Below are 21,661 nucleotides of genomic sequence, written 5' to 3' on the forward strand. Positions count from 1 at the left end.
TTTGATGCCTAGCCTAATCTGAATATGTGAATTTTTCAAGATGTTCTTCTGGGGAGGAGAGGCGGCGCGATGCTTGATATCACCTATTTTGGTGCGCTTTTCGCAGGGCTGGCGGCGTTTTTCACGCCCTGCATTCTGCCGATGGTGCCGTTCTACCTGAGTTATATGGCGGGGATCAGCATGGCCGAACTGCGGGGAGGTCCGGATGGCGAGGCCGAGATTGCCCCCGGCGCGGCACGCCGGCTGGTCATTTCCGCGATCATGTTCGCACTGGGGGTTACGACGATCTTCATGCTGATGGGGATGGGGGCCACGGCGCTGGGTCAGGCGTTCATTCAATGGAAAGATACGCTGGCGTATGTGGCGGCGGCGGTGATCTTTGTCTTTGGATTGCATTTCCTGGGGGTGATCCGCATCGGTTTTTTGATGCGCGAGGCGCGGATGGAAACGAAGGCCGACCCGACGACCATCGCCGGGGCCTATCTGATGGGGCTGGCCTTTGGTTTTGGCTGGACCGCCTGTGTCGGGCCGGTTCTGGCGTCGATCCTGATGATTGCGTCAGGCATGGGCGATATCAGCCAGGGCGCGCTTCTTCTGGCGATGTTCGGGCTGGGCATGACCGCGCCTTTCGTGATCGCGGCGTTCTTCGCACGCCCGTTCCTGGCGGCGTTGCAGAAACACCGGGCCAAGATGGCCTATGTCGAGAAGGCGATGGGCGTGATGCTGATCGTGTTTGCGATTCTGATCGCGACCGATACAGTCAACGTCATTTCGAACTGGATGATCGAGGTATTCCCGAGCTTCACCAAGATCGGGTAAAGGGAGAAATTCATGAAACGGATATGGATGGCTTTGGTGCTGGTTTTTGCGGGCTCGTTGAGCCTGGGAGCAGCAGAGAAGGGGGATGATGGCCTGCACAAGACCCCTTGGATGCGTGACACGTTCAAGGACTTGCGCGAAGACCTGGATGAGGCCAATGCCGAAGGCAAGCGGCTGGTGCTGTTTATCGAGCAGCGTGGCTGCATCTACTGCGACAAGATGCATGCCGAGGTCTATCCCAACCCGGAGCTGTCGAAATACATCGAGGACAATTACTTCGTGGTGCAGATGAACCTGCACGGCAACGACACGGCGGTGGATTTCGATGGTGAAGAAGCCGAGCAAGCCGATCTGATGCGCAAGTGGGGGATTCTCTTTACCCCGACTCTGATGTTCATGCCCGAGGAGGTGCCCGAGGGTCAGCAGGCCAACGTGGCGGCCGTTTCGGTGATGCCGGGCGCATTTGGCTTCCACACGACCTATAACATGTTCGTCTGGGTAAATGAGAAACGTTACGATTTTGATGACGGAGAGGATTTCCAACGATATCATGCGCGTATGTTAAAAGAACGACAAGCAGCGAAGGGTGAATGAGTAATTATGTTGCGCGGATACATGTTTGCGCAGACATAATATAATTCATCTTTACGAATTTGTTGTTGCGTTTTTGTAACCATCTGCACTAGAACTGTTGGAGCTAACCTTGAAATAACCGGGTAGCATAGGGAGGAAACATGAGGTTTACGACACTGACACTGGCGGCTGCACTGACCGCTGGAACAGCAATGGCCGGGGAAGTTGCCCCGAAGGATGTTATGTTCAACGGAAGCGCTGTTGAGGCGTCGCTGACCGGCGTTGCCGGTGATGCGAAGGCCGGAGAGGGCGTTTATTCATCCAAGAAAAAAGGCAATTGCATTGCCTGCCACCTGATCAGTTCGGTTGACTATCCGTTCGCGGGTAATGTCGGTCCGGCGCTGGATGGCGTGGCTGACCGCTGGAACGAAGCCGAGTTGCGCGGTATTCTGGTGAACTCGAAAATGACCTTCGAGGGCACGGTTATGCCAGCTTACTACAAGGTCGATGGCTTTATCCGTCCGGGCAACCGGTACACTGGCAAAGCGGCTGACGACTCGTTTGGCCCGCTTCTTGAAGCCCAGCAAATCGAAGACCTGGTCGCATTCCTGAGCACTCTGAAAGAGTGATCCTGGTCGTGGCTGACGTGAAGAACAAGACAAACAGAACTCAAGGAGAGAGAGAATGAGCTTCTCACGACGCGATACTCTGGCGCTTGGCGCCGGTGCTGTTGCTCTGACCGCTCTGCCACTGCGCGTCAGCGCCGCGGCATCGGCAGACGAAGTGATCAACGCCTTCACCGGCGGTGCAGACGTTGCGGATGGCGGGGTCGAACTGACTGCGCCGGAGATTGCCGAGAACGGCAACACCGTGCCGGTGGCCGTGGCGGCCGAAGGCGCGGCGGCGATCATCATCGTTGCCACAGGCAACCCGAACCCGAATGTTGCCACCTTCAATTTCGGCGAGTTGTCGGGCGCATCCTCGGCGTCGACCCGGATTCGTCTGGCCGGCACTCAGGAAGTTGCGGCCATCGCCAAGATGGCGGATGGCAGTTTCAAGAAAGCATCCCGGACCGTAAAGGTCACCATCGGCGGCTGCGGCGGCTAAGGCATAGGAGACCAGACACATGGCAGAAGGTGTAAAACCCCGCGTGAAAGCCCCCAAATCGGCGGCAGCAGGCGAAACCGTGACGCTGAAAACCCTGATCAGCCACAAGATGGAATCGGGTCAGCGCAAGAAAAAGGATGGCAGCCCCATCCCGCGTTCGATCATCAACCGCTTTACCTGCGAATATAACGGCAAGAGCGTGATCGATGTGGCGATGGAGCCGTCGATCTCGACCAACCCGTATTTCGAATTCAAGGCCGTTGTGCCGGAAGCCGGTGATTTCAAGTTCACCTGGTATGACGATGACGGCTCGGTCTACGAGACCACCAAGTCGGTCAAGGTCGGCTAAGCACGGATATGCGCCCTGCCTCGCAAGAAGGGTAGGGCGCACAAAAAAATAAGGGAGGAAACCGTATGAAATTCAAGACGATGTCTCTTGTCGCTGCGGTCGCCGTGGCTTTGCCGACTTTCGCGATTGCGGATGCCGACGATGACAAGCTGGTGGTGAACGGCGATATGGAAATGGTCACCAAGACCAAGGCCGCCGCGCACCTCGATGGGGCGCTGGACGAGGCGATTTCGGGCTGGCACTTCCGCTCGGATGAGACCCAGGCGCTCCAGGCCGATGATTTCGACAACCCGGGCATGATCTATGTTGACCAGGCGATGGACGACTGGGTCAAGGTTGAAGGCAGCGAAGGCAAATCCTGCGCCAGCTGTCACGATGACCCGGCCGAAAGCATGAAGGGCGTGCGCGCGGTCTATCCGAAATGGAATGAAGAGACGGGCAAGCTGCACACGCTGCAAACCCAGATCAACCATTGCCGGACGGAACGTATGGGCGCCGAGCCGCTGAAATACGCCAAGACCAAGATCAACCGTATGGAAGCGATGATCAGCAGCCATTCGCGTGGTATGCCTGTGAACGTGGCCATTGACGGCCCGGTCGCGGATATCTGGGCCAAGGGTAAGGAAATGTACTATACCCGGTTCGGTCAGCTGGAACTGAGCTGTGCCTCGTGCCACGAAGAAAACTATGGCAACCACATTCGCTCGGACCACCTGAGCCAGGGCCAGATCAATGGTTTCCCGGTTTACCGTCTGAAGAATGCCAAGCTGACCTCGGCGCAGGCGCGTTTCAAAGGGTGTATTCGCGACACCCGTGCGGAAACATTCAGCCCGAACTCGGATGAGTTCCACGCGCTGGAGCTGTACGTTACCAGCCGCGGCAACGGTCTGTCGGTCGAAGGTCCTTCGGTCCGCAACTAAATAAGGCGAAGGCCCGCCCTTGGGAAAGGGGCGGGCCTTTCTCTTTTCCCACAAATTCAAATCCGCGCATATGAATGGCGCGGAATCGTAATACACGGAAAGGCTCTCATCCATGATTTCACGTCGTGACTTCCTTCAGGTTTCCATGGCGGCTTCGGCCATGGTGGGGGCCTCGGGCTATGGCAACTGGGCCCGTTTGGCGGCGCAGCAGGCGCTGACCCAGGATCAGCTTCTGGAGTTTGATACCTTCGGCAACGTGACGCTGATGCATATCACCGACATTCACGCGCAGCTTAAACCGATCTATTTCCGTGAACCCGAGATCAATCTGGGCGTGGGCGAGGCGCGGGGCCATGTTCCGCATGTCACCGGCGCGGATTTCCGCAAGATGTACGGAATCGAGGATGGCTCGGCATCGGCTTATGCCTTGAGCTATAACGATTTTTCCTCGCTGGCACAGGCTTATGGCCGGGTCGGTGGTATGGACCGTGTGTCGACCGTGATCAATTCGATCCGCGCCGACCGGCCTGACGCTTTGTTGCTGGATGGTGGTGACACCTGGCATGGTTCGTACACCTGCTATCAGACCGAAGGCCAGGACGTGGTCAATGTGATGAACGCGCTGAAACCCGACGCGATGACGTTCCACTGGGAGTTCACGCTGGGCAGCGAGCGGGTCAACGAGCTGGTCGAGAACCTGCCGTTCGCGGCGCTGGGGCAGAATATTTTTGATGCGGAATGGGACGAGCCGGCCGAGCTGTTCAAGCCCTACAAGTTCTTCGAACGCGGCGGGGTCAAGATAGCGGTGATCGGGCAGGCCTTCCCGTATATGCCGATTGCCAACCCGCGCTGGATGTTCCCGGAATATTCGTTCGGAATCCGAGATCAGCACATGCAGGAGATGGTGGACGAGGTGCGGGCCGAGGGGGCCGAACTTGTGGTCTGCCTGTCGCATAACGGGTTCGACGTCGACAAGAAGATGGCCGGCCGGGTCAAGGGGATCGACGTGATCCTGACCGGGCACACCCATGATGCGCTGCCCGAACCGGTGCAGGTGGGCGAGACCTTCCTGATTGCCTCCGGGTCGAACAGCAAGTTTGTCAGCCGGGTCGATCTGGATGTGCGCGACGGCAAGATGATGGGCATCCGTCACAAGCTGATTCCGATCTTTGCCGACGTGATCGCGCCCGATCCGGTGATCACCAAGCTGATCGATGATGAGCGCGCGCCGTTCAAGGCAGAACTGGAAGAGGTAATCGGCACCACCGACGACCTTCTGTATCGTCGTGGCAACTTCAACGGCACCTGGGATGACCTGATCTGTGATGCGCTGATTTCCGAGCGCGAAGCGGATATCGCCATGTCGCCCGGCGTGCGCTGGGGCCCGAGCATCCTGCCGGGGCAGGAGATCACCCGCGAAGACATCTGGAATGTTTGCTCGATGACCTATGGCAAGGCCTATCGGTCCGAGATGACAGGCGAGTTCATTCACGTGATCCTGGAAGACGTGGCCGACAACCTGTTCAATCCTGACCCCTATTACCAGCAGGGCGGCGACATGGTGCGGGTTGGTGGCCTGGGCTATCGCATCGACATCAACAAACCACAGGGCGAGCGGATCACCGAGATGACGCTGCTCAAGACCGGCGAGACGATTGACCCGGCCAAGACCTATGTGGTGGCGGGCTGGGCGTCGGTCAACGAAGGCACCGAGGGGCCGCAGATCTGGGATGTGATCGAGAACCACATCAAGAAGGAAGGCACCGTGAAGCTGAATCCGAACAACAGCGTGAAGGTTGTTGGCGGATAACAGGCGAATGGCGGGGTAATCCCCGTCAGAAGAAATGAGCGGCCCCTGCCATCGGCGGGGGCCTTTTTTCGTGGCGAGGACATTAAGTTGTACACGAAAGTCATATTTCTTTTACAATAACTCCAGATAGTTGTACGGCGCGGATGGGTGACGTTAGGTCATTGAAATAAAGTAATTAGAATATGTGAATATGTATTTCCTTTTACGCACAAATTCCATAAAGGGAATTTGTTTTTGCGTAACAGGAGGCAGAATCGATGACCACGAGTTTCAAAGGTGCGAAGCCGTCGCGCCGGTCTTTTTTGACGGGGGCCATGGCCGCAGGCGGTGCGCTTGCCGGGGCAGGGGCTGTAAAGGCCGCTGGGGCCGATCCGTTGATCACCGAAGTTCAGGACTGGGCGTCCTATGGCGGCGATGGTGTTGACCACGCACCCTATGGCCTGCCGATCAATTTCGAAGACGATGTGGTGCGCCGCAATGTTGAATGGCTGACCGCCGGCACGGTGAGCTCGATCAACTTCACGCCGATCCACGCGCTGGATGGAACGATCACCCCGGCGGGTTGCGCATTTGAGCGTCACCACTCGGGCGCAATCGAGCTCAAGAAAGCGGACTACCGTCTGATGATCAACGGGCTGGTCGATACCGAGATGGTGTTCACCTATGACGACCTGGAACGTTTCCCGCGCGTGAACCAGACCTACTTCTTGGAATGCGCCGCCAACACGGGCATGGAATGGGCGGGGGCGCAGCTCAATGGCGCGCAGTTCACCCACGGCATGATCCACAACATGGAATACTCGGGCATTTCGCTGCGCAGCCTGCTGGAAGAGGCGGGTCTGGGTAAGGCGGGTGATCTGAAGGACAAGTGGCTGTACGTGGAAGGTGCGGATGCCAGCTCGAACGGTCGCTCGATCCCGATGGAAAAGGCGCTGGACGATTGCATGATCGCCTTCAAGGCCAATGGCGAAGCGCTGCGCAAGGAACATGGTTATCCTGCGCGCCTGGTTGTGCCGGGTTGGGAAGGCAACTTGTGGGTTAAGTGGATCCGCCGCATGGAGGTCATGGACCAGCCGGTTCAGAGTCGAGAGGAGACCTCGAAATACACCGACACGCTGGAAGATGGCACCAGCCGGAAGTGGACCTGGGTGATGGACGCCAAGTCGGTTGTCACCAGCCCGAGCCCGCAGGCACCGATCAAGCACGGGCATGGCCCGCTGGTCATCACCGGTCTGGCCTGGTCGGGCCGGGGCAAGATCACCCGCGTCGACATCTCGAAAGATGGGGGCATGACCTGGGAGACCGCGCGTCTGGCCGCAGAGGGGCAGGACAAGGCGTTGACCCGTTTCTACCTCGATACCGAGTGGACCGGCGAAGAGATGTTCCTGCAGAGCCGCGCCTTGGACGAGACCGGCTATGTGCAGCCGACCAAGGCGGCGCTGCGCGAGGTGCGCGGCGAGAACTCGATCTATCACAACAACTGCATCCAGACCTGGTATGTGAACGCCAACGGAGAGGCTGAAAATGTCGAAGTTTCTTAAGTTTGTAACCGTTTCGGCCCTGGCCGCCGTTGTCGCAGCACCGGCAATGGCAGCCCCCAAGCCCAAGGCCGAGAAGCTGGGCCTGGGTCGTGTGGCTCTGCCCGAGGAGGTGGCGGCCTGGGATCTGGACGTGTCGCCCGATGGTACCGGTTTGCCGCATGGATCGGGCTCGGTTCTGGATGGTGAAGAGATCTTTGCCGAGCAATGCGCCATCTGCCACGGCGATTTCGCCGAGGGCGTGGACAACTGGCCCAAGCTGGCCGGGGGCGCGGACACGCTGGATCACAAGGACCCACTGAAAACGGTTGGCTCTTACTGGCCGTACCTGTCGACGGCGTTCGACTATGTGAACCGGTCGATGCCCTTTGGTCAGGCGCAGACGCTGAGGGCGGATGAAACCTATGCGATGGTCGCCTACATCCTCTATTCGAACGACATGGTGGACGAGGATTTCGTCCTGTCGAACGAGAATTTTCTGGATGTGGAAATGCCCAATGCGGACGGGTTCATCGTAGATGATCGCGACACGTCCGAGGCGCATTTCTGGGGCGAGCCGTGCATGAGCAATTGCAAGCCCGAGCCGGTGAAAATCACCATGCGCGCCGCTGTTCTGGACGTGACCCCGGAAGATGCCGCGGCCCGCGAGGCCCGCGAAGCCGAGGCCACCACCCTGAAAGAGGGCGAGGCCGAGACGCTTCTGGCGTCGGCCAGTGGGACCGGCGCGGCGACGGAATCGGCGCAAACTGCGCTTGATCCGGCGCTGGTGAAGGCCGGTGAGAAGGTGTTCAAGAAGTGCAAAGCTTGCCACCAGGTCGGCGAAAAGGCCAAGAATAAGACCGGTCCGGTGCTGAATGGTGTCATGGGACGTGGCTTTGCCAGCGTGGACGGCTTCAAATACTCGAAGACGATCAAGGCGATGGGCGAAGAGGGCATGATCTGGGACGAGGCCAACATGGCCGAATTCCTGAAGAATCCCAAGGCCTTCATTAAAAAGACAAAAATGTCGTTTGCCGGTCTCAAGAAAGACGAGGATGCGGCGGCTGTGATCGAGTATCTGAAATCGTTCCCGGAATAATTTCCGACATCGCTGTTGCATGGAAAGGGGCTGCTGCGACGGCCCCTTTTTATGTGCGAAATTCTGCATATAACATGCAAATATTCTCTTATCAGATTTTATTTTGGAATTGACGCTAGGTCGTGTCATAGTGGTGGCGGTAACAGGGAGGAGTTGCCACATGTTAACCAGACGCGAAGTTCTGGCGTCGGCTGCTGCTGTGGCCGTAGCTGGACCCATATACGCAGCAGGCGATGCCACCGAGGGTGGTGTCCATGTTGAGCTGGGCGATGATGGGTTGCACAAGCAACCGTGGTTCCTAGACAGTTTTCTTGAAATGGGCGACGATCTGCAAACGGCTGCGGATCAGGGGCGCAACCTGTTGGTGATCTGGGAGCAGAACGGCTGCCCCTATTGTCGCGAGCTGCATTACGTCAATTTCCAGAAGAAACAGATCGTCGAGTTTATCCAACAGCATTTCGATGTGATCCAGCTTGATATGTTCGGATCGCGCGAGGTGATGGATTTCGACGGCGAGACGTTGGAAGAGCGCCGCCTGGCCGACAAGTGGGGGGTCCAGTTTACCCCCACGACGATGGCGTTTCACGGCGACAAGGCCGGCGCGGCATCGGTGAAAGAGGCTGAGGTGTTCCGGATGCCCGGCTATCTGCGCCCGTTCCACTATCTGAGTTCGCTCGAATACGTGGTGGCGAAGGATTACGAGAACCAAGGGTTCCAGCGCTTTCTCCAGGACAAATTCAAAAAACTAGAAGAACAGGGAATAGAGCCGGATGTTTGGTAAGGGACTACGCGTTGCAACGGTGATTGCGTCAATGATCGCAGCGCCGGCGCTGGCCCAGCAGAGCGATGCGCATTTGGGCAACGTGGAAGCAGGCGAAGAGGTGTTTGACTATTGCATCGGCTGTCATGAGGTTGGCCGGGACGCGGAAAACGGCATTGGCCCACATCTCAACGGACTTTTTGGCCGCCGCGCGGGCAGCATTGAAGGCTACAAATACTCCAAAGGGTTGATCCGTGAGGGCAAGCTGGGCATGACCTGGGAGGTCGACAAGCTCGAGGCGTACCTGAGCAATCCCAAGGCCCTGGTCAGTGACACGCGGATGGCGTTTGACGGGCTGGAGACCCAGGAAGAGATCAACGACGTGCTGGCCTATATGCGCCAGTTCTCGGACGATCCGCAGAACATCCCCGAAGCTTCGCCCACAGCGCGCAAGCCCGAGGTCGAACTGTCGACGGATGTCCTGGCGATTGTCGGCGACCCGGATTACGGCGAGTACCTGGCCAATGAATGCACCAGTTGCCATCAGCGCGATGGGGATTACGACGGTATCCCGGGGATCGTATCCTGGCCGGAAGAGGATTTCGTGATCGCGATGCACGCTTACAAGAGAAAAATCCGCCCCCACCCGGTGATGCAGATGATGTCCGGGCGGTTGTCGGATGAAGAGATTGCGGCCTTGGCTGCATATTTTGGGAAACTGGAGTGATCCGGTTGAGCGCGAGGAAACTTTCTATTCAACACACGTTCTAAAATACGGGAGGAACATAGATGAAACTCAATAGACGCGCCTTTATCGGTACAGGTGCAGCGGCCGCGGCAGCAATGTCGGCCCCGCACGTGAAAGCGGGCAGCCATGGTCGGCCCAGGGTTGTGGTTGTTGGTGGCGGTGCAGGCGGGGCCACGGCCGCGCGTTATATCGCCAAGGACAGCAAGGGTGAGATAGACGTCACACTGGTTGAACCCACGCGGATGTATTACACCTGCTTCTTCTCCAACCTTTATATCGGTGGTTTCCGTGAGTTGAGCTCGATCGGGCACACCTATGGCGGTCTGGCCAAGCAGGGCGTGAACGTGGTGCATGACTGGGCCGTGGGCGTCGATCGTGATGCCAAGACCGTGACCCTGGCCGGTGGTGGCGTTCTGCCCTACGACCGTCTGGTTCTGTCGCCCGGTATCGACTTTGTCGACGGTGCTGTTCCGGGCTGGGATGTAACCAAGCAGAACAAGATGCCGCACGCCTACAAGGCAGGGTCGCAGTCTGAGCTGCTGAAAGCACAGATCGAAAGCATGCCGCAGGGTGGCACCTATGTCATGGTGGCTCCGCCGAACCCGTTCCGCTGCCCGCCCGGGCCGTATGAGCGGATTTCGATGGTGGCGCATTATCTCAAGAACAACAACCCGACGGCAAAAATCATCATTGCCGATCCGAAGCCGAAATTCTCGAAAATGGCGCTGTTCCAGGATGGCTGGGAACGTCACTATGGCGGCATGATCGAGTGGCTGGGTCCGGACTTTGGCGGCGGCAACGTCACCGTGGATGCCGACGCCATGACGGTTGATGTTGACGGCGAAGCGATCAAAGCCGATGCCTGCAACGTCATCCCGGCGATGAAAGCCGGCAGGATTTGCGAGATGGCCGGCGTGAATGACGGCAACTGGGCGCCGGTGATCGGGCACACCATGCAGAGCCGCATCGACGAGAACATCCACGTTCTTGGCGACGCCAGCAGCCAGGGTGACATGCCGAAATCGGGCTTCTCGGCCAACAGCCAGGCCAAGGTTGCGGCGATGGCTGTGCGTGGGGCGCTGACCGGATCGAAAGTGTTCCCGGCCAAGTTCTCCAACACCTGCTGGTCGTTGCTTGATACCGATGACGGGATCAAGGTGGGCGCGACCTATAAGGCCACCGACGAGAAGATCGCCAAGGTGGACGGTTTCATCAGCCAGCTGGGTGAAGATGACGCTTTGCGCAAGACGACCTACGAAGAGTCGGTCGGCTGGTACGCGGGGATCACCAGCGACATGTTCGGCTGATTTTCACGGGCGGGGTGCGAGGGGCCAGCCCCTCGCGCTCCCCGGGATATTTCCGGCAAGAGGAAGAAGGGGTGCGGTTTTTCGATCGCGCCCTTTTGCGGTGTCAGGCCCAGAAGTGGCGAAATCGATGCGGCGAGTGTCCGTACCTGGCACGGAAGCGCCGGGCAAGGTGGCTGGGGCTGGTAAACCCGCTGGCGGCGGCGATTTGCAAGACGGTCATGTTGGTTTCGCGCAGCAGCGCAAAGGCGCGCATCAGCCGGATGTCGAGATAACAGGTCATCGGGGACTTGTTCAGGTAGCGTTTGAAAAGGCGTTCGAGCTGTCGGCGCGAGACGTTGAGCCGGTCGCAGATTTCCGGCATCGACAGCGGTTCCTCGATCTGGGCTTCCATGAGTTCAAGCGCCGCCATGAGATGCGGGTTGCGGGTGCCGATGGCCAGCGAATGCGACGTCTGCTGCGGCGCCGAGGCCCCCCCCCCGAACGCACGTGGATGCACATGTCGGCGACCATGATCGCCAGCTCGGGACCATGGGTCTTTTCGATCCGCGCCAGCATCATGTCGATGGCGGAATTGCCGCCGCCGCAGGTCAGGATGCGACGGTCGATTTCAAACAGGCTTGCCGAGGGCTGGAGTTTCGGGAACAGCTCGCGAAAGCTTGGCTGGTTTTCCCAGTGAAGGGTGAAAGCATGGTTCTGAAGCAGTCCGGCCGCAGCCAGGGCGAAGGCGCCGGTGCAGACCCCGCCAAGGGTGCGGCCGAACCGGGCTTCACGGCGCAGCCAGGCCAGAACGACCGGGGTTGTCGCGGTTTCCGGTTCAACCCCGGAGCAGACAAAGCCGATCGCGCCCGACGGCAACGGGGTCAGCGGTCTGTCGGGGGTGATGCGCAACCCGTTGGAACAGGTGATCGGGGCGCCGTCTTCAGACATGGTGAACCAGCGGTAGAGTTCCTTGCCCGCCAGTTGGTTGGCGATGCGGAGCGGTTCGATCGCCGCGGCCACAGCCAGCATCGTGGCCTTTGACAACAGCAGAAAGTGGAACTCTTGCGGTGGCCCGTCGTAGGGAACATGCAGATGGGCGGCGCCGCCTTTTTCAACGAAGTTTCGTGGTTCCATGTGCGTCACCCATCGTGGCGTGATGTGAACATCGTCGCCTGTCCGCCGATGTCGCAATCGCGGGGTATAGCGACGTTAGTAATCTGTATGGGCTTTGCTGCCGTGAATTTCGAGACGCATTGCGGCATCAACGCGCGGATTTGCGACATGTGGCCGCCCGATTGCGTCGGACAGGGCCGCAGCCCTCGACGGCGGCCGCGCCTTTGGCAGCATTGAATTGAGTGCGTGCTCTTGCAGCCCCCGAGACGCAAGACTAAGACTCCATTAGCACCTGAACGCTAGAACCGAATGCAGTAAGAGAACAGGCAGGACCGAAATGAAAGATCCGTTGGACATCTACATGAATACCCTCGTGCCCATGGTGGTCGAACAGACCAGTCGCGGCGAGAGGGCCTATGACATTTTCTCGCGCCTGCTCAAGGAGCGGATCATTTTCCTCAGCGGACCGGTTCATGACGGGATGAGCAGCCTGATCGTGGCGCAGCTGTTGCACCTTGAAGCGGAGAATCCGAGCAAAGAAATCAGCATGTATATCAACAGCCCCGGTGGCGTGGTCACCAGTGGTCTGTCGATCTATGACACGATGCAATACATCAAGCCCAAGGTTTCGACCCTTGTGATTGGCCAGGCCGCGAGCATGGGTTCGCTGTTGCTGACGGCCGGTGAAGCCGGGATGCGTTATTCACTGCCAAATTCGCGCATCATGGTGCACCAGCCTTCGGGCGGTTATCAGGGTCAGGCGACCGACATCATGATCCACGCCGAAGAGACGCTGAAGCTGAAAAAACGGCTGAACGAGATCTACGTCAAGCACACCGGGCGCAAGCTGAAGGATGTGGAAGCAGCGCTGGAACGCGACAATTTCATGGATCCGGAAGAGGCCAAGAAATGGGGCCTGATCGACGAGATCGTGGAAAGCCGCGCCAAGGGCGACGACGAGTAAGACAGGGACGCCCCCGGTCAATTGACGCAGGATCATGATCGGGTGCGTTTTTGACATTGTGAGTGCTGGGGGCTTGGCCTAAGCTTGGCCACAGCGATGGGGACACGGTCGAATTGCGCCGTGGAAATGCAAGACGGGCCTGAAAGGACGACCATGTCAACGAATTCCGGCGGTAGCGACAGCAAGAACACGCTCTACTGCAGCTTCTGCGGCAAAAGCCAGCACGAGGTGCGCAAGCTGATCGCGGGGCCCACCGTGTTCATCTGTGATGAATGCGTCGAACTGTGCATGGACATCATCCGCGAAGAGACCAAGAATGCCGGGCTGAAATCCAGCGAAGGCGTGCCGACGCCGCAGGAAATCTGTGAGGTTCTGGATGATTACGTGATCGGCCAAGCGATGGCCAAGCGGGTTCTGTCGGTGGCGGTGCACAACCACTACAAACGGCTGAATCATTCGCAGAAATCGTCCGACATCGAGTTGGCGAAATCGAACATCCTGCTGATTGGCCCGACCGGGTGCGGCAAGACCCTGCTGGCGCAGACGCTGGCGCGGATTCTCGATGTTCCCTTTACCATGGCCGATGCCACCACACTGACCGAGGCCGGTTACGTGGGCGAGGACGTTGAAAACATCATCCTCAAGCTGCTGCAGTCGAGCGAATACAACGTCGACCGGGCGCAGCGCGGCATCGTCTATATCGATGAGGTCGACAAGATCACCCGCAAGTCCGAGAACCCCTCGATCACCCGCGACGTGTCGGGCGAGGGTGTGCAGCAGGCCTTGCTGAAGCTGATGGAAGGCACCGTGGCCTCTGTACCGCCGCAGGGCGGGCGCAAGCATCCGCAGCAAGAGTTCCTGCAGGTCGACACCACCAACATCCTGTTCATCTGTGGCGGGGCGTTTGCCGGTCTCGACAAGATCATTTCGGCGCGCGGCAAGGGCAGCGCCATGGGCTTTGGTGCGGATGTACGCGACAACGACGATCGCGGTGTCGGCGAAGTGTTCCAGGATCTGGAGCCGGAGGATCTGCTGAAATTCGGGCTGATCCCGGAATTTGTCGGCCGTTTGCCGGTGATCGCAACGCTGGAAGATCTGGACGAGGACGCGCTTGTCACCATCCTGACCCAGCCCAAGAACGCGCTGGTGAAACAGTACCAGCGGCTCTTCGAGCTGGAAGATGCGCAACTGAGCTTTACCGATGATGCGCTGAGCGCCATTGCCAAGCGGGCGATTGAGCGTAAGACCGGGGCGCGGGGCCTGCGTTCGATCCTCGAGGAAGTTCTGCTGGATACGATGTTCGAACTGCCGGGCATGGAGAATGTCGAGGAAGTCGTGGTCAACGAAGAGGCGGTGAACCACTCTGAGGCCAAGCCGCTGATCATCTATGCCGAGTCGGCCAAGGAAGGCGCCAGCGCAGGCTGATCCGGCCTATGGGCAATGAGATTGAAAGGGGCGGCCTTTGCGGGCCGCCTTTTTTCGTTTCGCGGGGCGGGGGATGGCCGATCTTCACCGGATCATAGGGCGTTGGGTCTAGACCTTTGGCGCGGGATGGGTCATTAGAAGATAACCGAGATGCGGAGGCACTGATGGGCATTCTGAAATCGATTCTGCGGGCTGTGACCTGGTGGCATGGCAGCACCCTGAACACCCAGTTCTATACCTGGCGCAAGGGCGTCAAGGTGGGCGAGGACGACCAGGGCAACACCTTCTACCGCTCGCGCGACGGCAAGCGCCGTTGGGTTATCTACAATGGCGAAGCCGAGGCCAGCCGGGTAAGCGCCGATTGGCATGGCTGGCTGCACCACACCTATGACGAGATGCCCGGCGACGAGAAGCTGGCGCACAAGCCGTGGGAAAAACCGCATGAGGCCAATCTGACCGGCAGCGCGCTGGCTTATGCGCCGGCGGGATCGCTGCGCGCGGCTGAGCCGAAGGAACGCCGCGACTACGAGGCGTGGTCGCCGGAATAGGGCGCGCAACACGATGGCGGAAAATACCGGCGAAGTATTGATAGGCGGCGCGGTTCTGGCCGCGGCGATTGGATTCGTGGTCTATGCGGGTCAGGCCACCGGGCTGGGCACCGGCAGCGGCGGCTATCCGCTCAAAGCGTCGTTTCGCTCGATCGAGGGTGTGAGCGTGGGCACCGATGTGCGGTTGGCAGGCGTCAAGGTTGGCACGGTGACCGATATGGCGCTGAACACCGAGACCTATCGCGCCGACACGACGTTTTCCGTCATTCAGGGCATCGAAATTCCCGATGACAGCGCAATTGTGGTGTCCTCCGAGGGGCTGCTGGGGGGCAATTTCGTCGAAATCTTCCCGGGCGGATCACCGTTTTATTATGCGCCCGGCGACGAGATCCTGGATACGCAGGGCTCGGTTTCGCTGATCAATCTGCTGCTGAAATTTGTCAGCGGCGGGGGGGATGACGAGGGGTCTGAATGATCCGGTCTTTCGGTCTTGTCTTCGGGTTGCTGCTACCATTGGCGGCGCAGGCCGAAGAGGTGAGTGTCGGCAAAGGCGCCAAGCTGCGCGGGCTCGACAAAGTTACCGGCGTGGTTCAGGACATCACGGTGATGAACGGCGGCGTCGAGCGGATGGGCCGGATCATGATCGCGTTGGGCGAATGCCGCTATCCGGAGGGCAATCCGTCGGGCGAGGCTTATGCCTTTCTGGCGATTGGCGAGGATGCCAGCGACGACCCGGTCTTTACCGGCTGGATGATCGCCTCGTCCCCTGCGATCAGCGCCATGGAGCATCGACGTTACGACGTCTGGGTGCTGCGCTGTATCACAGAGTAAACATCTGAATCCACGGGTGTTTGAACGAATTTCCCGGTTCGGGTGAGGGCCTCGTGCAATCGGCGCTGATAGTCGGCACGGGGGATTTCAATGGCGCCGAGGCTGGCCAGATGCGGGGTAATGAACTGGGTATCAAAAAGGCTAAACCCGGCGCGTTTCAAATGATCGCAGAGATGGGCCAGTGCCAGTTTCGAGCCGTCGGTTTGCAGGGAGACCATGGATTCGCCAAAAAACGCGCCGCCCAGGGTGATGCCGAAGACCGCACCCCAGAGGGTGTTTTCCCCGCGAATTTCGAAGGAATGGGCATAGCCCATGGCATGGAGTTGGGCGTAGAGGTCGAAGAGCGTGGGGTTGATCCAGGTCTCGTCGCGGTCGGCGCAGGCCGTGACGATTCCGGAAAAATCGTGATTTATGACAGGGGCATAGCCGCCTTTCTTCATCCGCTTGATCAGTGAGCGGGAGAGGTGAAACCCCTCGAGCGGGAAGATGCCGCGCTGGCGGGGATCGACCCAGAACAGCTCTGGGTCGTCATGGGATTCGGCCATCGGGAAGATGCCGCTGGCATAGGCATGAAGTAAGAGCTCGGGCGTTAGGTCGAGCTCTTCCTGTTGGCTCACTGGCTCAGCTTTCGGCCATGTTGGCGTCTAGCCAGCGTTCCAGCCAGTGGATCGAGTAGTCACCGGACTGGATGTCGGGCTCGGCCAGCAGCGCGTCAAACAGCGGGATCGTGGTGTCGATGCCATCAACGATCAACTCACCCAATGCACGGTGCAGGCGGGCCAGGGCTTCGGGACGATCACGGCCATGCACGATCAGCTTGCCGATCAGTGAATCGTAATAAGGCGGGATCGAGTAGCCGTCATAGAGCGCGCTGTCCATCCGCACGCCAAGCCCGCCGGGTGCGTGGTATTGGGTGATTTTACCCGGGCAAGGGGCAAAGTTCGGCAGACGTTCGGCGTTGATCCGGACCTCGATGGCGTGGCCATTGATTTCGAGGTCGTCCTGGGAAAAGGACATCGGCAGGCCTTCGGCAACGCGGATCTGTTCGCGCACCAGATCGACGCCGAAAATCGCTTCGGTCACAGGGTGTTCCACTTGAAGGCGGGTGTTCATTTCGATGAAATAGAACTCTCCATCCTCGTAGAGGAATTCGATTGTGCCAGCGCCGATATAATTGATGCGGGCGACGGCCTCTGCGCAGGTTTGGCCGATCCGGGCGCGTTCTTCGGGGCTGATGGCGGGGCCGGGGGCCTCTTCGAACACTTTCTGGTGGCGTCGTTGCAGCGAGCAGTCACGTTCGCCCAGGTGGACGGCCTTGCCCTTGCCGTCGCCAAAGACCTGGATCTCGATATGGCGCGGTTTTTGCAGGTATTTCTCGATATAAACTTCGTCATTGCCGAAGTTGGACTTGCCTTCGGCGCGGGCGGTCTGGAAGGCCGATTTCATCTCATCGGCATTGTTGGCAACCTTCATGCCCTTGCCGCCGCCACCGGCGGTGGCCTTGATGATCACCGGGTAGCCGAACTCTTCGCCGATTTTCAGCGCAGCTTCGACGTCAGGCACGCCGCCATCCGAGCCGGGCACAACCGGTACGCCCAGCGATTTCATCGTGTCCTTGGCGGTGATCTTGTCGCCCATCACCCGGATGTGTTCGGCGGTCGGGCCGATGAAGGTGAGGCCGTGATCTTCGACAATCTGGACGAAGTTGGCGTTTTCCGACAGGAAACCATAGCCCGGGTGGATCGCCTGGGCGCCGGTAATTTCACATGCTGCGATGATCGCAGGGATCGAGAGATAGGACTGCGTGCCCGGTGCAGGGCCGATACAGACGCTCTCGTCCGCCATGCGCACATGCATGGCGTCGGCGTCGGCAGTCGAGTGCACGGCCACCGATTGGATGCCCATTTCGCGGGCGGCACGGATCACCCGGAGCGCGATTTCACCACGGTTGCCGACAAGGATTTTTTCGATCATTTTAAGCGCCTTAGAGAGCAGTCTTTATTCGATGATGACAAGCGGCGAACCAAATTCCACGGCGTCGCCATCGTCCACGAGGATGCGTTTGACGGTGCCGGATTTGGGGGCCGGGATGTGGTTCATCGTCTTCATAGCCTCGACGATCAGCAGCGTGTCGCCTTCGGAGACCTGGGCGCCAACACTGACAAACGACGGCGAGCCCGGTTCGGCCTGAAGGTAGACAGTGCCAACCATCGGCGAGGTGACGGCACCGGGATGCGACGCGGGGTCGTCGGCGGCTATCGGGGCCTCGGCCGGGGCGGCGGCAACGGCGGGCGCTGCGGCTGGTGCGGCCATGGGGGCGGCTGCCGGGGCGGCAATTTGGGTCACAACCTCGGTCCGGCGCGAGACGTGGACTTTCAGGCTGTCATTGTTGCCGTATTCACGTTTCACCGAAAGCTCGGTCAGATCGTTTTCATTCAACAGCTCTGCCAGGGCCTGGATGAATGCCACGTCTGCTTCGGTGGTGTTGGTCTTTTTGTTCATGCTTGTCCTCGACCGATCGGGCCCCAGGGTTACGGGGCGTCATGTTCTTTTCTCGCCTATATAGGGCAAGGCGAGGGTGCTGAAAAGCGCGTTCATGTGACGGGAATGTGGGGGCGAATTGCGCGGATTGCGAGGGGAAAAGCGGATCACAGGTTTCACGGCAAGGAAAAGGCCTTTCGAAAGGCCTTGCTTAAGCGAATTCGAATTCGCTTGTGAAGCGGCTTCGAAGCCGCTTGGGCCAAGCCGTTTCGAAACGGCTTGCGGCACTTTAAAGTGGCATGCCGGTCAGCTTGGCCACCAGTTCAGGCAGTTTGCGGGCGCCGAACTTTTCCAGAAGGCGGGCGCGGTAAACTTCGATCGTGCGGTAGGAGAGGTCCAGTTCGCGGCCGATTTCCTTGGAGGTGAGGCCACGGGCGGTGAACATGGCCACGTCGCGTTCACGCGGGGTCAGAGCCACGACCGGGCGTTCTTCGGAAAGGTCTGCAAACGACCAGGTGCCAAGGGCAAAGGGTTCGTCCGGGGTGATCGATTGGCCGCGCACCCGGCACCAGAACAGCGTGCCATCGCCGCGACGCATGATGCGTTCGTCTGAATAGCAGCCGGTTTCCTGCATTGCCGCCAACCCGCGCGCGCCGATTTTCTCGTAATCGTCCTGCGAAGGGTAGAGCGCGGCGATTCCGGTGTTGGTGAAGTCGTCAGGGGTGCCTTGAAAAATTGCTGCGAATTGCAGGTTGCAGCGTCGGATAACGCGGTTTTCCAGCAGTGCCAGACCGATAGGGGCGTGATCGAAGACGGTTTCCGAGAGGCTCATAGGGGTTAGTTTCTGCTCTTTGTTGGACGCTGCCAAGGGGGGGAGCGTATTTTTGCGTAATTGCTGACGTGGGCGTCTAGTGGTTGGATGAGCGGGCAATGAGGGGAGAGAGCCCATGAATATCGCGCTTTGGCTGGAACGGATCGCACAGGTGCAGGGGCAGCGCCCGGCGCTTTTCTCGGGTACCGAAATGGTGGCGGATTATTTCGGGTTCTATCGCCGGGCGATGCAGGTGGCCGGGTGGCTGCAGGCACGGGGTGTCGCGCCGGGCGACCGGGTGGCGATCTTCATGAAGAACGTTCCGGACTACCTGATCGTGGAATATGGTATCTGGCTGGCCGGCGCCGTAGCGGTGCCGATCAATGCCAAGCTGCATGGACGCGAGGCGGCTTGGATCATCGAGAATGCCGAGGCCGGTTTGAGTTTTGCTTCGCCGGGGCTAAGTGAGGCCTTGCGCGAGGCCGGAGTTGAAGAGGTGATTTGTCAGTCCTCGCCAGAATTTTTCGCCGTTTTTGAAGCAGAGCCATTGGACAAACCGGTCGCGCGCGATGCGCATGATTTGGCCTGGCTGTTCTATACCAGCGGCACGACGGGGCGGCCCAAGGGGGTGAAGATCACCCACGGGATGCTGCGCGCGATGGCGCTCAGCTATTTTGTCGATGTGGACCAGGTGACCGGAGAGGATGCGGCGCTTTATGCCGCGCCGATGAGCCACGGGGCGGGGATTTACAGTTTCATGCATGTGCTGACGGGGGCGCGGCATGTCTGCCCGCCTTCGGGCGGGTTCGACGAAGCGGAAATCTTTGATCTGGCGCGGCATTTCGGGCGGGTGCACATGTTTGCGGCACCCACCATGGTGAAGCGTATGGTGGACGTGGCCAAGGCGACCGGTGAAAGCGGCGAGGGACTGCGCACCATCGTCTTTGGCGGCGGGCCGATGTACGTGGCCGATATTGTCGAGGCGGTGGATCATTTTGGCCCGATCTTTGTGCAGATTTACGGGCAGGGGGAATGTCCGATGGCGATTTCGGCGCTGAGCCGCGCCGAGGTGAGTGATCGCGAACATCCCCGCTGGCGCGAGCGGCTCGGCTCGGTCGGTCGGGCGCAGTCAGTGGTCGAGGTGATGATTGGCGATGACAAGGGCCAGCCGGTGGGGCCGGACGAACCCGGAGAGATCATGGTGCGCGGCGACGCTGTGATGCCCGGCTATTGGCGCAATGACGCCGCCACCGAAAAGACCGTCGTGGACGGGTGGCTGTGGACCGGGGATGTGGGCAGCATGGATGCGGATGGCTATGTGACCATGCGGGACCGGTCCAAGGACATGATCATTTCGGGCGGAACGAATATCTATCCGCGCGAGGTGGAGGAGATCTTGCTGGAACATCCCAGCGTGGCCGAAGCTTCGGTTGTCGGGCGGCCGCATCCCGAGTGGGGCGAGGACGTCGTGGCCTTTGTGGTGCTGGCAGAAGGGGCGGACCTGGATGAGGGTGCATTGGGGCAGCATTGCCTGGACAATATCGCCCGGTTCAAGCGGCCCAAGAGCTATTACACGCTGACCGATCTGCCCAAGAACAACTATGGCAAGGTGCTGAAAACCGAGCTGCGCAAGGCGTTGGAGGAGATGGAAAATGACTGATTTGAAAGGGAAATGCGCGCTGATCACCGGGTCGGTGCAGGGGATCGGGCTTGCCGTGGCCGAGGCGATGGCCGAAGCCGGGGCGCGGATCGCGGTGCATGGGCTGGCCACGCAGGACGAAGCCGCCGCGGTCTGTGCGGGGTTACTGCAAAAGGGCGCGGAAGCGGCGGAGTTCTTTGACGCCGATATGCGCGATCCGGACCAGATCGAGACGATGCTGGCAGCGGTCACGGCATGGGGGCCGGTGGATATTCTGGTCAACAACGCCGGTATTCAGCGCACGGCAGCGCTGGAGGATGTTAACCGCGAGATATGGGACAGTATCATCGCGGTGAACCTGTCGGCCGCCTATCACACGATGCATGGGATCATGCCGGGTATGGCCGAGCGCGGCTTTGGCCGGGTGGTGAATATCGCATCCGTGCACGGGATCGTGGCGAGCAAGAACAAGCTGCCCTATGTGGCGTCGAAATTCGGGCTGGTGGGGATGAGCAAAGTGGCGGCGCTGGAATATGCCGATGCGGGGTCGAAATCATCGGGCGGGGTGACGGTGAATTGTATCGCACCGGGGTGGACCGAGACGGCGATCATCACGCCACAAGTGGCTGAGCGGGCTGAGAAGTTCGGCGGCGACCGCGACAAGGGGATTGCAGATCTGCTGAGTGAGAAACAGCCCAGCAAACGGACCAGCGATCCAAGCGAGATCGGCGCGCTGGCGTTGTGGCTGTGCGCTCGGCAAGCCCACAATATCACCGGGACGGTGATCCCGGTCGATGGGGGGTGGACCGCGCAGTAAGGGGTTTGCCGCCGCGTGGCAGGGTCGGTGGGATCCGGGCCGAC

At 59.6% G+C, this 21,661-nt stretch carries 23 protein-coding genes and 1 pseudogene; 19 read left to right on the forward strand and 5 right to left on the reverse strand.

The window, feature by feature from the left end; translation table 11 throughout:
* Positions 1-69: 69 nt before the first annotated feature.
* From RXV86_RS16875 to RXV86_RS16930, 12 genes are all read left to right on the forward strand, one after another.
* A complete protein-coding gene (locus RXV86_RS16875) occupies positions 70-819 on the forward strand; it encodes a cytochrome c biogenesis protein CcdA (RefSeq protein ID WP_316301427.1) in 750 nt (249 codons plus the stop codon).
* Positions 820-831: 12 nt separating this feature from the next.
* A complete protein-coding gene (locus RXV86_RS16880) occupies positions 832-1,413 on the forward strand; it encodes a thioredoxin family protein (RefSeq protein ID WP_316301428.1) in 582 nt (193 codons plus the stop codon).
* 140 nt (positions 1,414-1,553) lie between these two features.
* On the forward strand, positions 1,554-2,021 hold the full coding sequence (gene soxX / locus RXV86_RS16885) for a sulfur oxidation c-type cytochrome SoxX (RefSeq protein ID WP_316301429.1): 468 nt from the start codon (positions 1,554-1,556) through the stop codon (positions 2,019-2,021).
* A 55-nt stretch (positions 2,022-2,076) separates the two neighbouring features.
* The gene (gene soxY, locus RXV86_RS16890) at positions 2,077-2,499 is read left to right on the forward strand and encodes a thiosulfate oxidation carrier protein SoxY (RefSeq protein ID WP_316301430.1); all 423 of its coding nucleotides are present in this window, start codon (positions 2,077-2,079) and stop codon (positions 2,497-2,499) included.
* A gap of 19 nt (positions 2,500-2,518) precedes the next feature.
* Positions 2,519-2,848, forward strand: coding sequence for a thiosulfate oxidation carrier complex protein SoxZ (soxZ, locus tag RXV86_RS16895; protein ID WP_316301431.1), 330 nt, complete (start codon positions 2,519-2,521; stop codon positions 2,846-2,848).
* Positions 2,849-2,913: 65 nt separating this feature from the next.
* Positions 2,914-3,768, forward strand: a complete 855-nt coding sequence (soxA, locus tag RXV86_RS16900) for a sulfur oxidation c-type cytochrome SoxA (RefSeq protein WP_316301432.1) — start codon at positions 2,914-2,916, stop codon at positions 3,766-3,768.
* Between the two features lie 112 nt (positions 3,769-3,880).
* Complete coding sequence (soxB, locus tag RXV86_RS16905; protein ID WP_316301433.1) at positions 3,881-5,578, forward strand: thiosulfohydrolase SoxB; 1,698 nt, start codon at positions 3,881-3,883, stop codon at positions 5,576-5,578.
* A gap of 257 nt (positions 5,579-5,835) precedes the next feature.
* A complete protein-coding gene (soxC, locus tag RXV86_RS16910) occupies positions 5,836-7,119 on the forward strand; it encodes a sulfite dehydrogenase (RefSeq protein ID WP_316301434.1) in 1,284 nt (427 codons plus the stop codon).
* Positions 7,103-8,194 (forward strand): c-type cytochrome, encoded by a 1,092-nt coding sequence (locus RXV86_RS16915; protein ID WP_316301436.1) that lies wholly within the window; start codon positions 7,103-7,105, stop codon positions 8,192-8,194. Before soxC ends, RXV86_RS16915 begins: the two co-directional genes overlap by 17 nt.
* A gap of 160 nt (positions 8,195-8,354) precedes the next feature.
* Positions 8,355-8,975 carry a thioredoxin family protein gene (locus tag RXV86_RS16920; protein WP_316301438.1) on the forward strand — a complete coding sequence of 207 codons (621 nt, stop codon included), beginning with the start codon at positions 8,355-8,357 and terminating at the stop codon, positions 8,973-8,975.
* A 31-nt stretch (positions 8,976-9,006) separates the two neighbouring features.
* Positions 9,007-9,681, forward strand: a complete 675-nt coding sequence (locus RXV86_RS16925) for a c-type cytochrome (RefSeq protein ID WP_316301588.1) — start codon at positions 9,007-9,009, stop codon at positions 9,679-9,681.
* Positions 9,682-9,743: 62 nt separating this feature from the next.
* Positions 9,744-11,009, forward strand: coding sequence for an NAD(P)/FAD-dependent oxidoreductase (locus RXV86_RS16930; RefSeq protein WP_316301439.1), 1,266 nt, complete (start codon positions 9,744-9,746; stop codon positions 11,007-11,009).
* Positions 11,010-11,112: 103 nt separating this feature from the next.
* On the opposite strand, the pseudogene RXV86_RS16935 reads toward RXV86_RS16930, so the two are convergent.
* Positions 11,113-12,122 (reverse strand): annotated as a pseudogene (locus tag RXV86_RS16935) (GlxA family transcriptional regulator).
* A gap of 316 nt (positions 12,123-12,438) precedes the next feature.
* On the opposite strand from RXV86_RS16935, the gene RXV86_RS16940 reads away from it, so the two are divergent.
* The 5 genes from RXV86_RS16940 (at position 12,439) to RXV86_RS16960 (ending at position 15,869) form a co-directional block, all read left to right on the forward strand.
* A complete protein-coding gene (locus RXV86_RS16940; RefSeq protein WP_316301440.1) occupies positions 12,439-13,065 on the forward strand; it encodes an ATP-dependent Clp protease proteolytic subunit in 627 nt (208 codons plus the stop codon).
* A gap of 153 nt (positions 13,066-13,218) precedes the next feature.
* Positions 13,219-14,490, forward strand: a complete 1,272-nt coding sequence (clpX, locus tag RXV86_RS16945; protein ID WP_316301441.1) for an ATP-dependent Clp protease ATP-binding subunit ClpX — start codon at positions 13,219-13,221, stop codon at positions 14,488-14,490.
* A 164-nt stretch (positions 14,491-14,654) separates the two neighbouring features.
* Positions 14,655-15,038 carry an NADH:ubiquinone oxidoreductase subunit NDUFA12 gene (locus tag RXV86_RS16950; RefSeq protein WP_316301442.1) on the forward strand — a complete coding sequence of 128 codons (384 nt, stop codon included), beginning with the start codon at positions 14,655-14,657 and terminating at the stop codon, positions 15,036-15,038.
* A gap of 13 nt (positions 15,039-15,051) precedes the next feature.
* Positions 15,052-15,513, forward strand: coding sequence for an outer membrane lipid asymmetry maintenance protein MlaD (gene mlaD / locus RXV86_RS16955; protein ID WP_316301443.1), 462 nt, complete (start codon positions 15,052-15,054; stop codon positions 15,511-15,513).
* The gene (locus RXV86_RS16960; protein WP_316301444.1) at positions 15,510-15,869 is read left to right on the forward strand and encodes a DUF2155 domain-containing protein; all 360 of its coding nucleotides are present in this window, start codon (positions 15,510-15,512) and stop codon (positions 15,867-15,869) included. Before mlaD ends, RXV86_RS16960 begins: the two co-directional genes overlap by 4 nt.
* On the opposite strand, the gene aat is transcribed toward RXV86_RS16960, so the two are convergent.
* From aat to RXV86_RS16980, 4 genes are all read right to left on the reverse strand, one after another.
* On the reverse strand, positions 15,833-16,486 hold the full coding sequence (aat, locus tag RXV86_RS16965) for a leucyl/phenylalanyl-tRNA--protein transferase (protein WP_316301445.1): 654 nt from the start codon (positions 16,484-16,486) through the stop codon (positions 15,833-15,835). The genes RXV86_RS16960 and aat overlap by 37 nt on opposite strands.
* A 4-nt stretch (positions 16,487-16,490) precedes the next feature.
* The gene (gene accC, locus RXV86_RS16970) at positions 16,491-17,843 is read right to left on the reverse strand and encodes an acetyl-CoA carboxylase biotin carboxylase subunit (RefSeq protein WP_316301446.1); all 1,353 of its coding nucleotides are present in this window, start codon (positions 17,841-17,843) and stop codon (positions 16,491-16,493) included.
* Between the two features lie 24 nt (positions 17,844-17,867).
* The gene (gene accB / locus RXV86_RS16975) at positions 17,868-18,371 is read right to left on the reverse strand and encodes an acetyl-CoA carboxylase biotin carboxyl carrier protein (protein ID WP_316301447.1); all 504 of its coding nucleotides are present in this window, start codon (positions 18,369-18,371) and stop codon (positions 17,868-17,870) included.
* A gap of 268 nt (positions 18,372-18,639) precedes the next feature.
* Complete coding sequence (locus tag RXV86_RS16980; protein WP_316301448.1) at positions 18,640-19,182, reverse strand: PAS and helix-turn-helix domain-containing protein; 543 nt, start codon at positions 19,180-19,182, stop codon at positions 18,640-18,642.
* Between the two features lie 115 nt (positions 19,183-19,297).
* On the opposite strand from RXV86_RS16980, the gene RXV86_RS16985 reads away from it, so the two are divergent.
* Positions 19,298-20,821: an AMP-binding protein gene (locus RXV86_RS16985; RefSeq protein WP_316301449.1), complete on the forward strand. Its 1,524-nt coding sequence runs from the start codon at positions 19,298-19,300 to the stop codon at positions 20,819-20,821.
* On the forward strand, positions 20,814-21,617 hold the full coding sequence (locus tag RXV86_RS16990) for an SDR family NAD(P)-dependent oxidoreductase (protein ID WP_316301450.1): 804 nt from the start codon (positions 20,814-20,816) through the stop codon (positions 21,615-21,617). Before RXV86_RS16985 ends, RXV86_RS16990 begins: the two co-directional genes overlap by 8 nt.
* The last annotated feature ends 44 nt before the right edge of the window (positions 21,618-21,661 follow it).

Source organism: Aliisedimentitalea sp. MJ-SS2, assembly GCF_032586155.1.
Lineage (GTDB): Bacteria > Pseudomonadota > Alphaproteobacteria > Rhodobacterales > Rhodobacteraceae > JAWHTC01.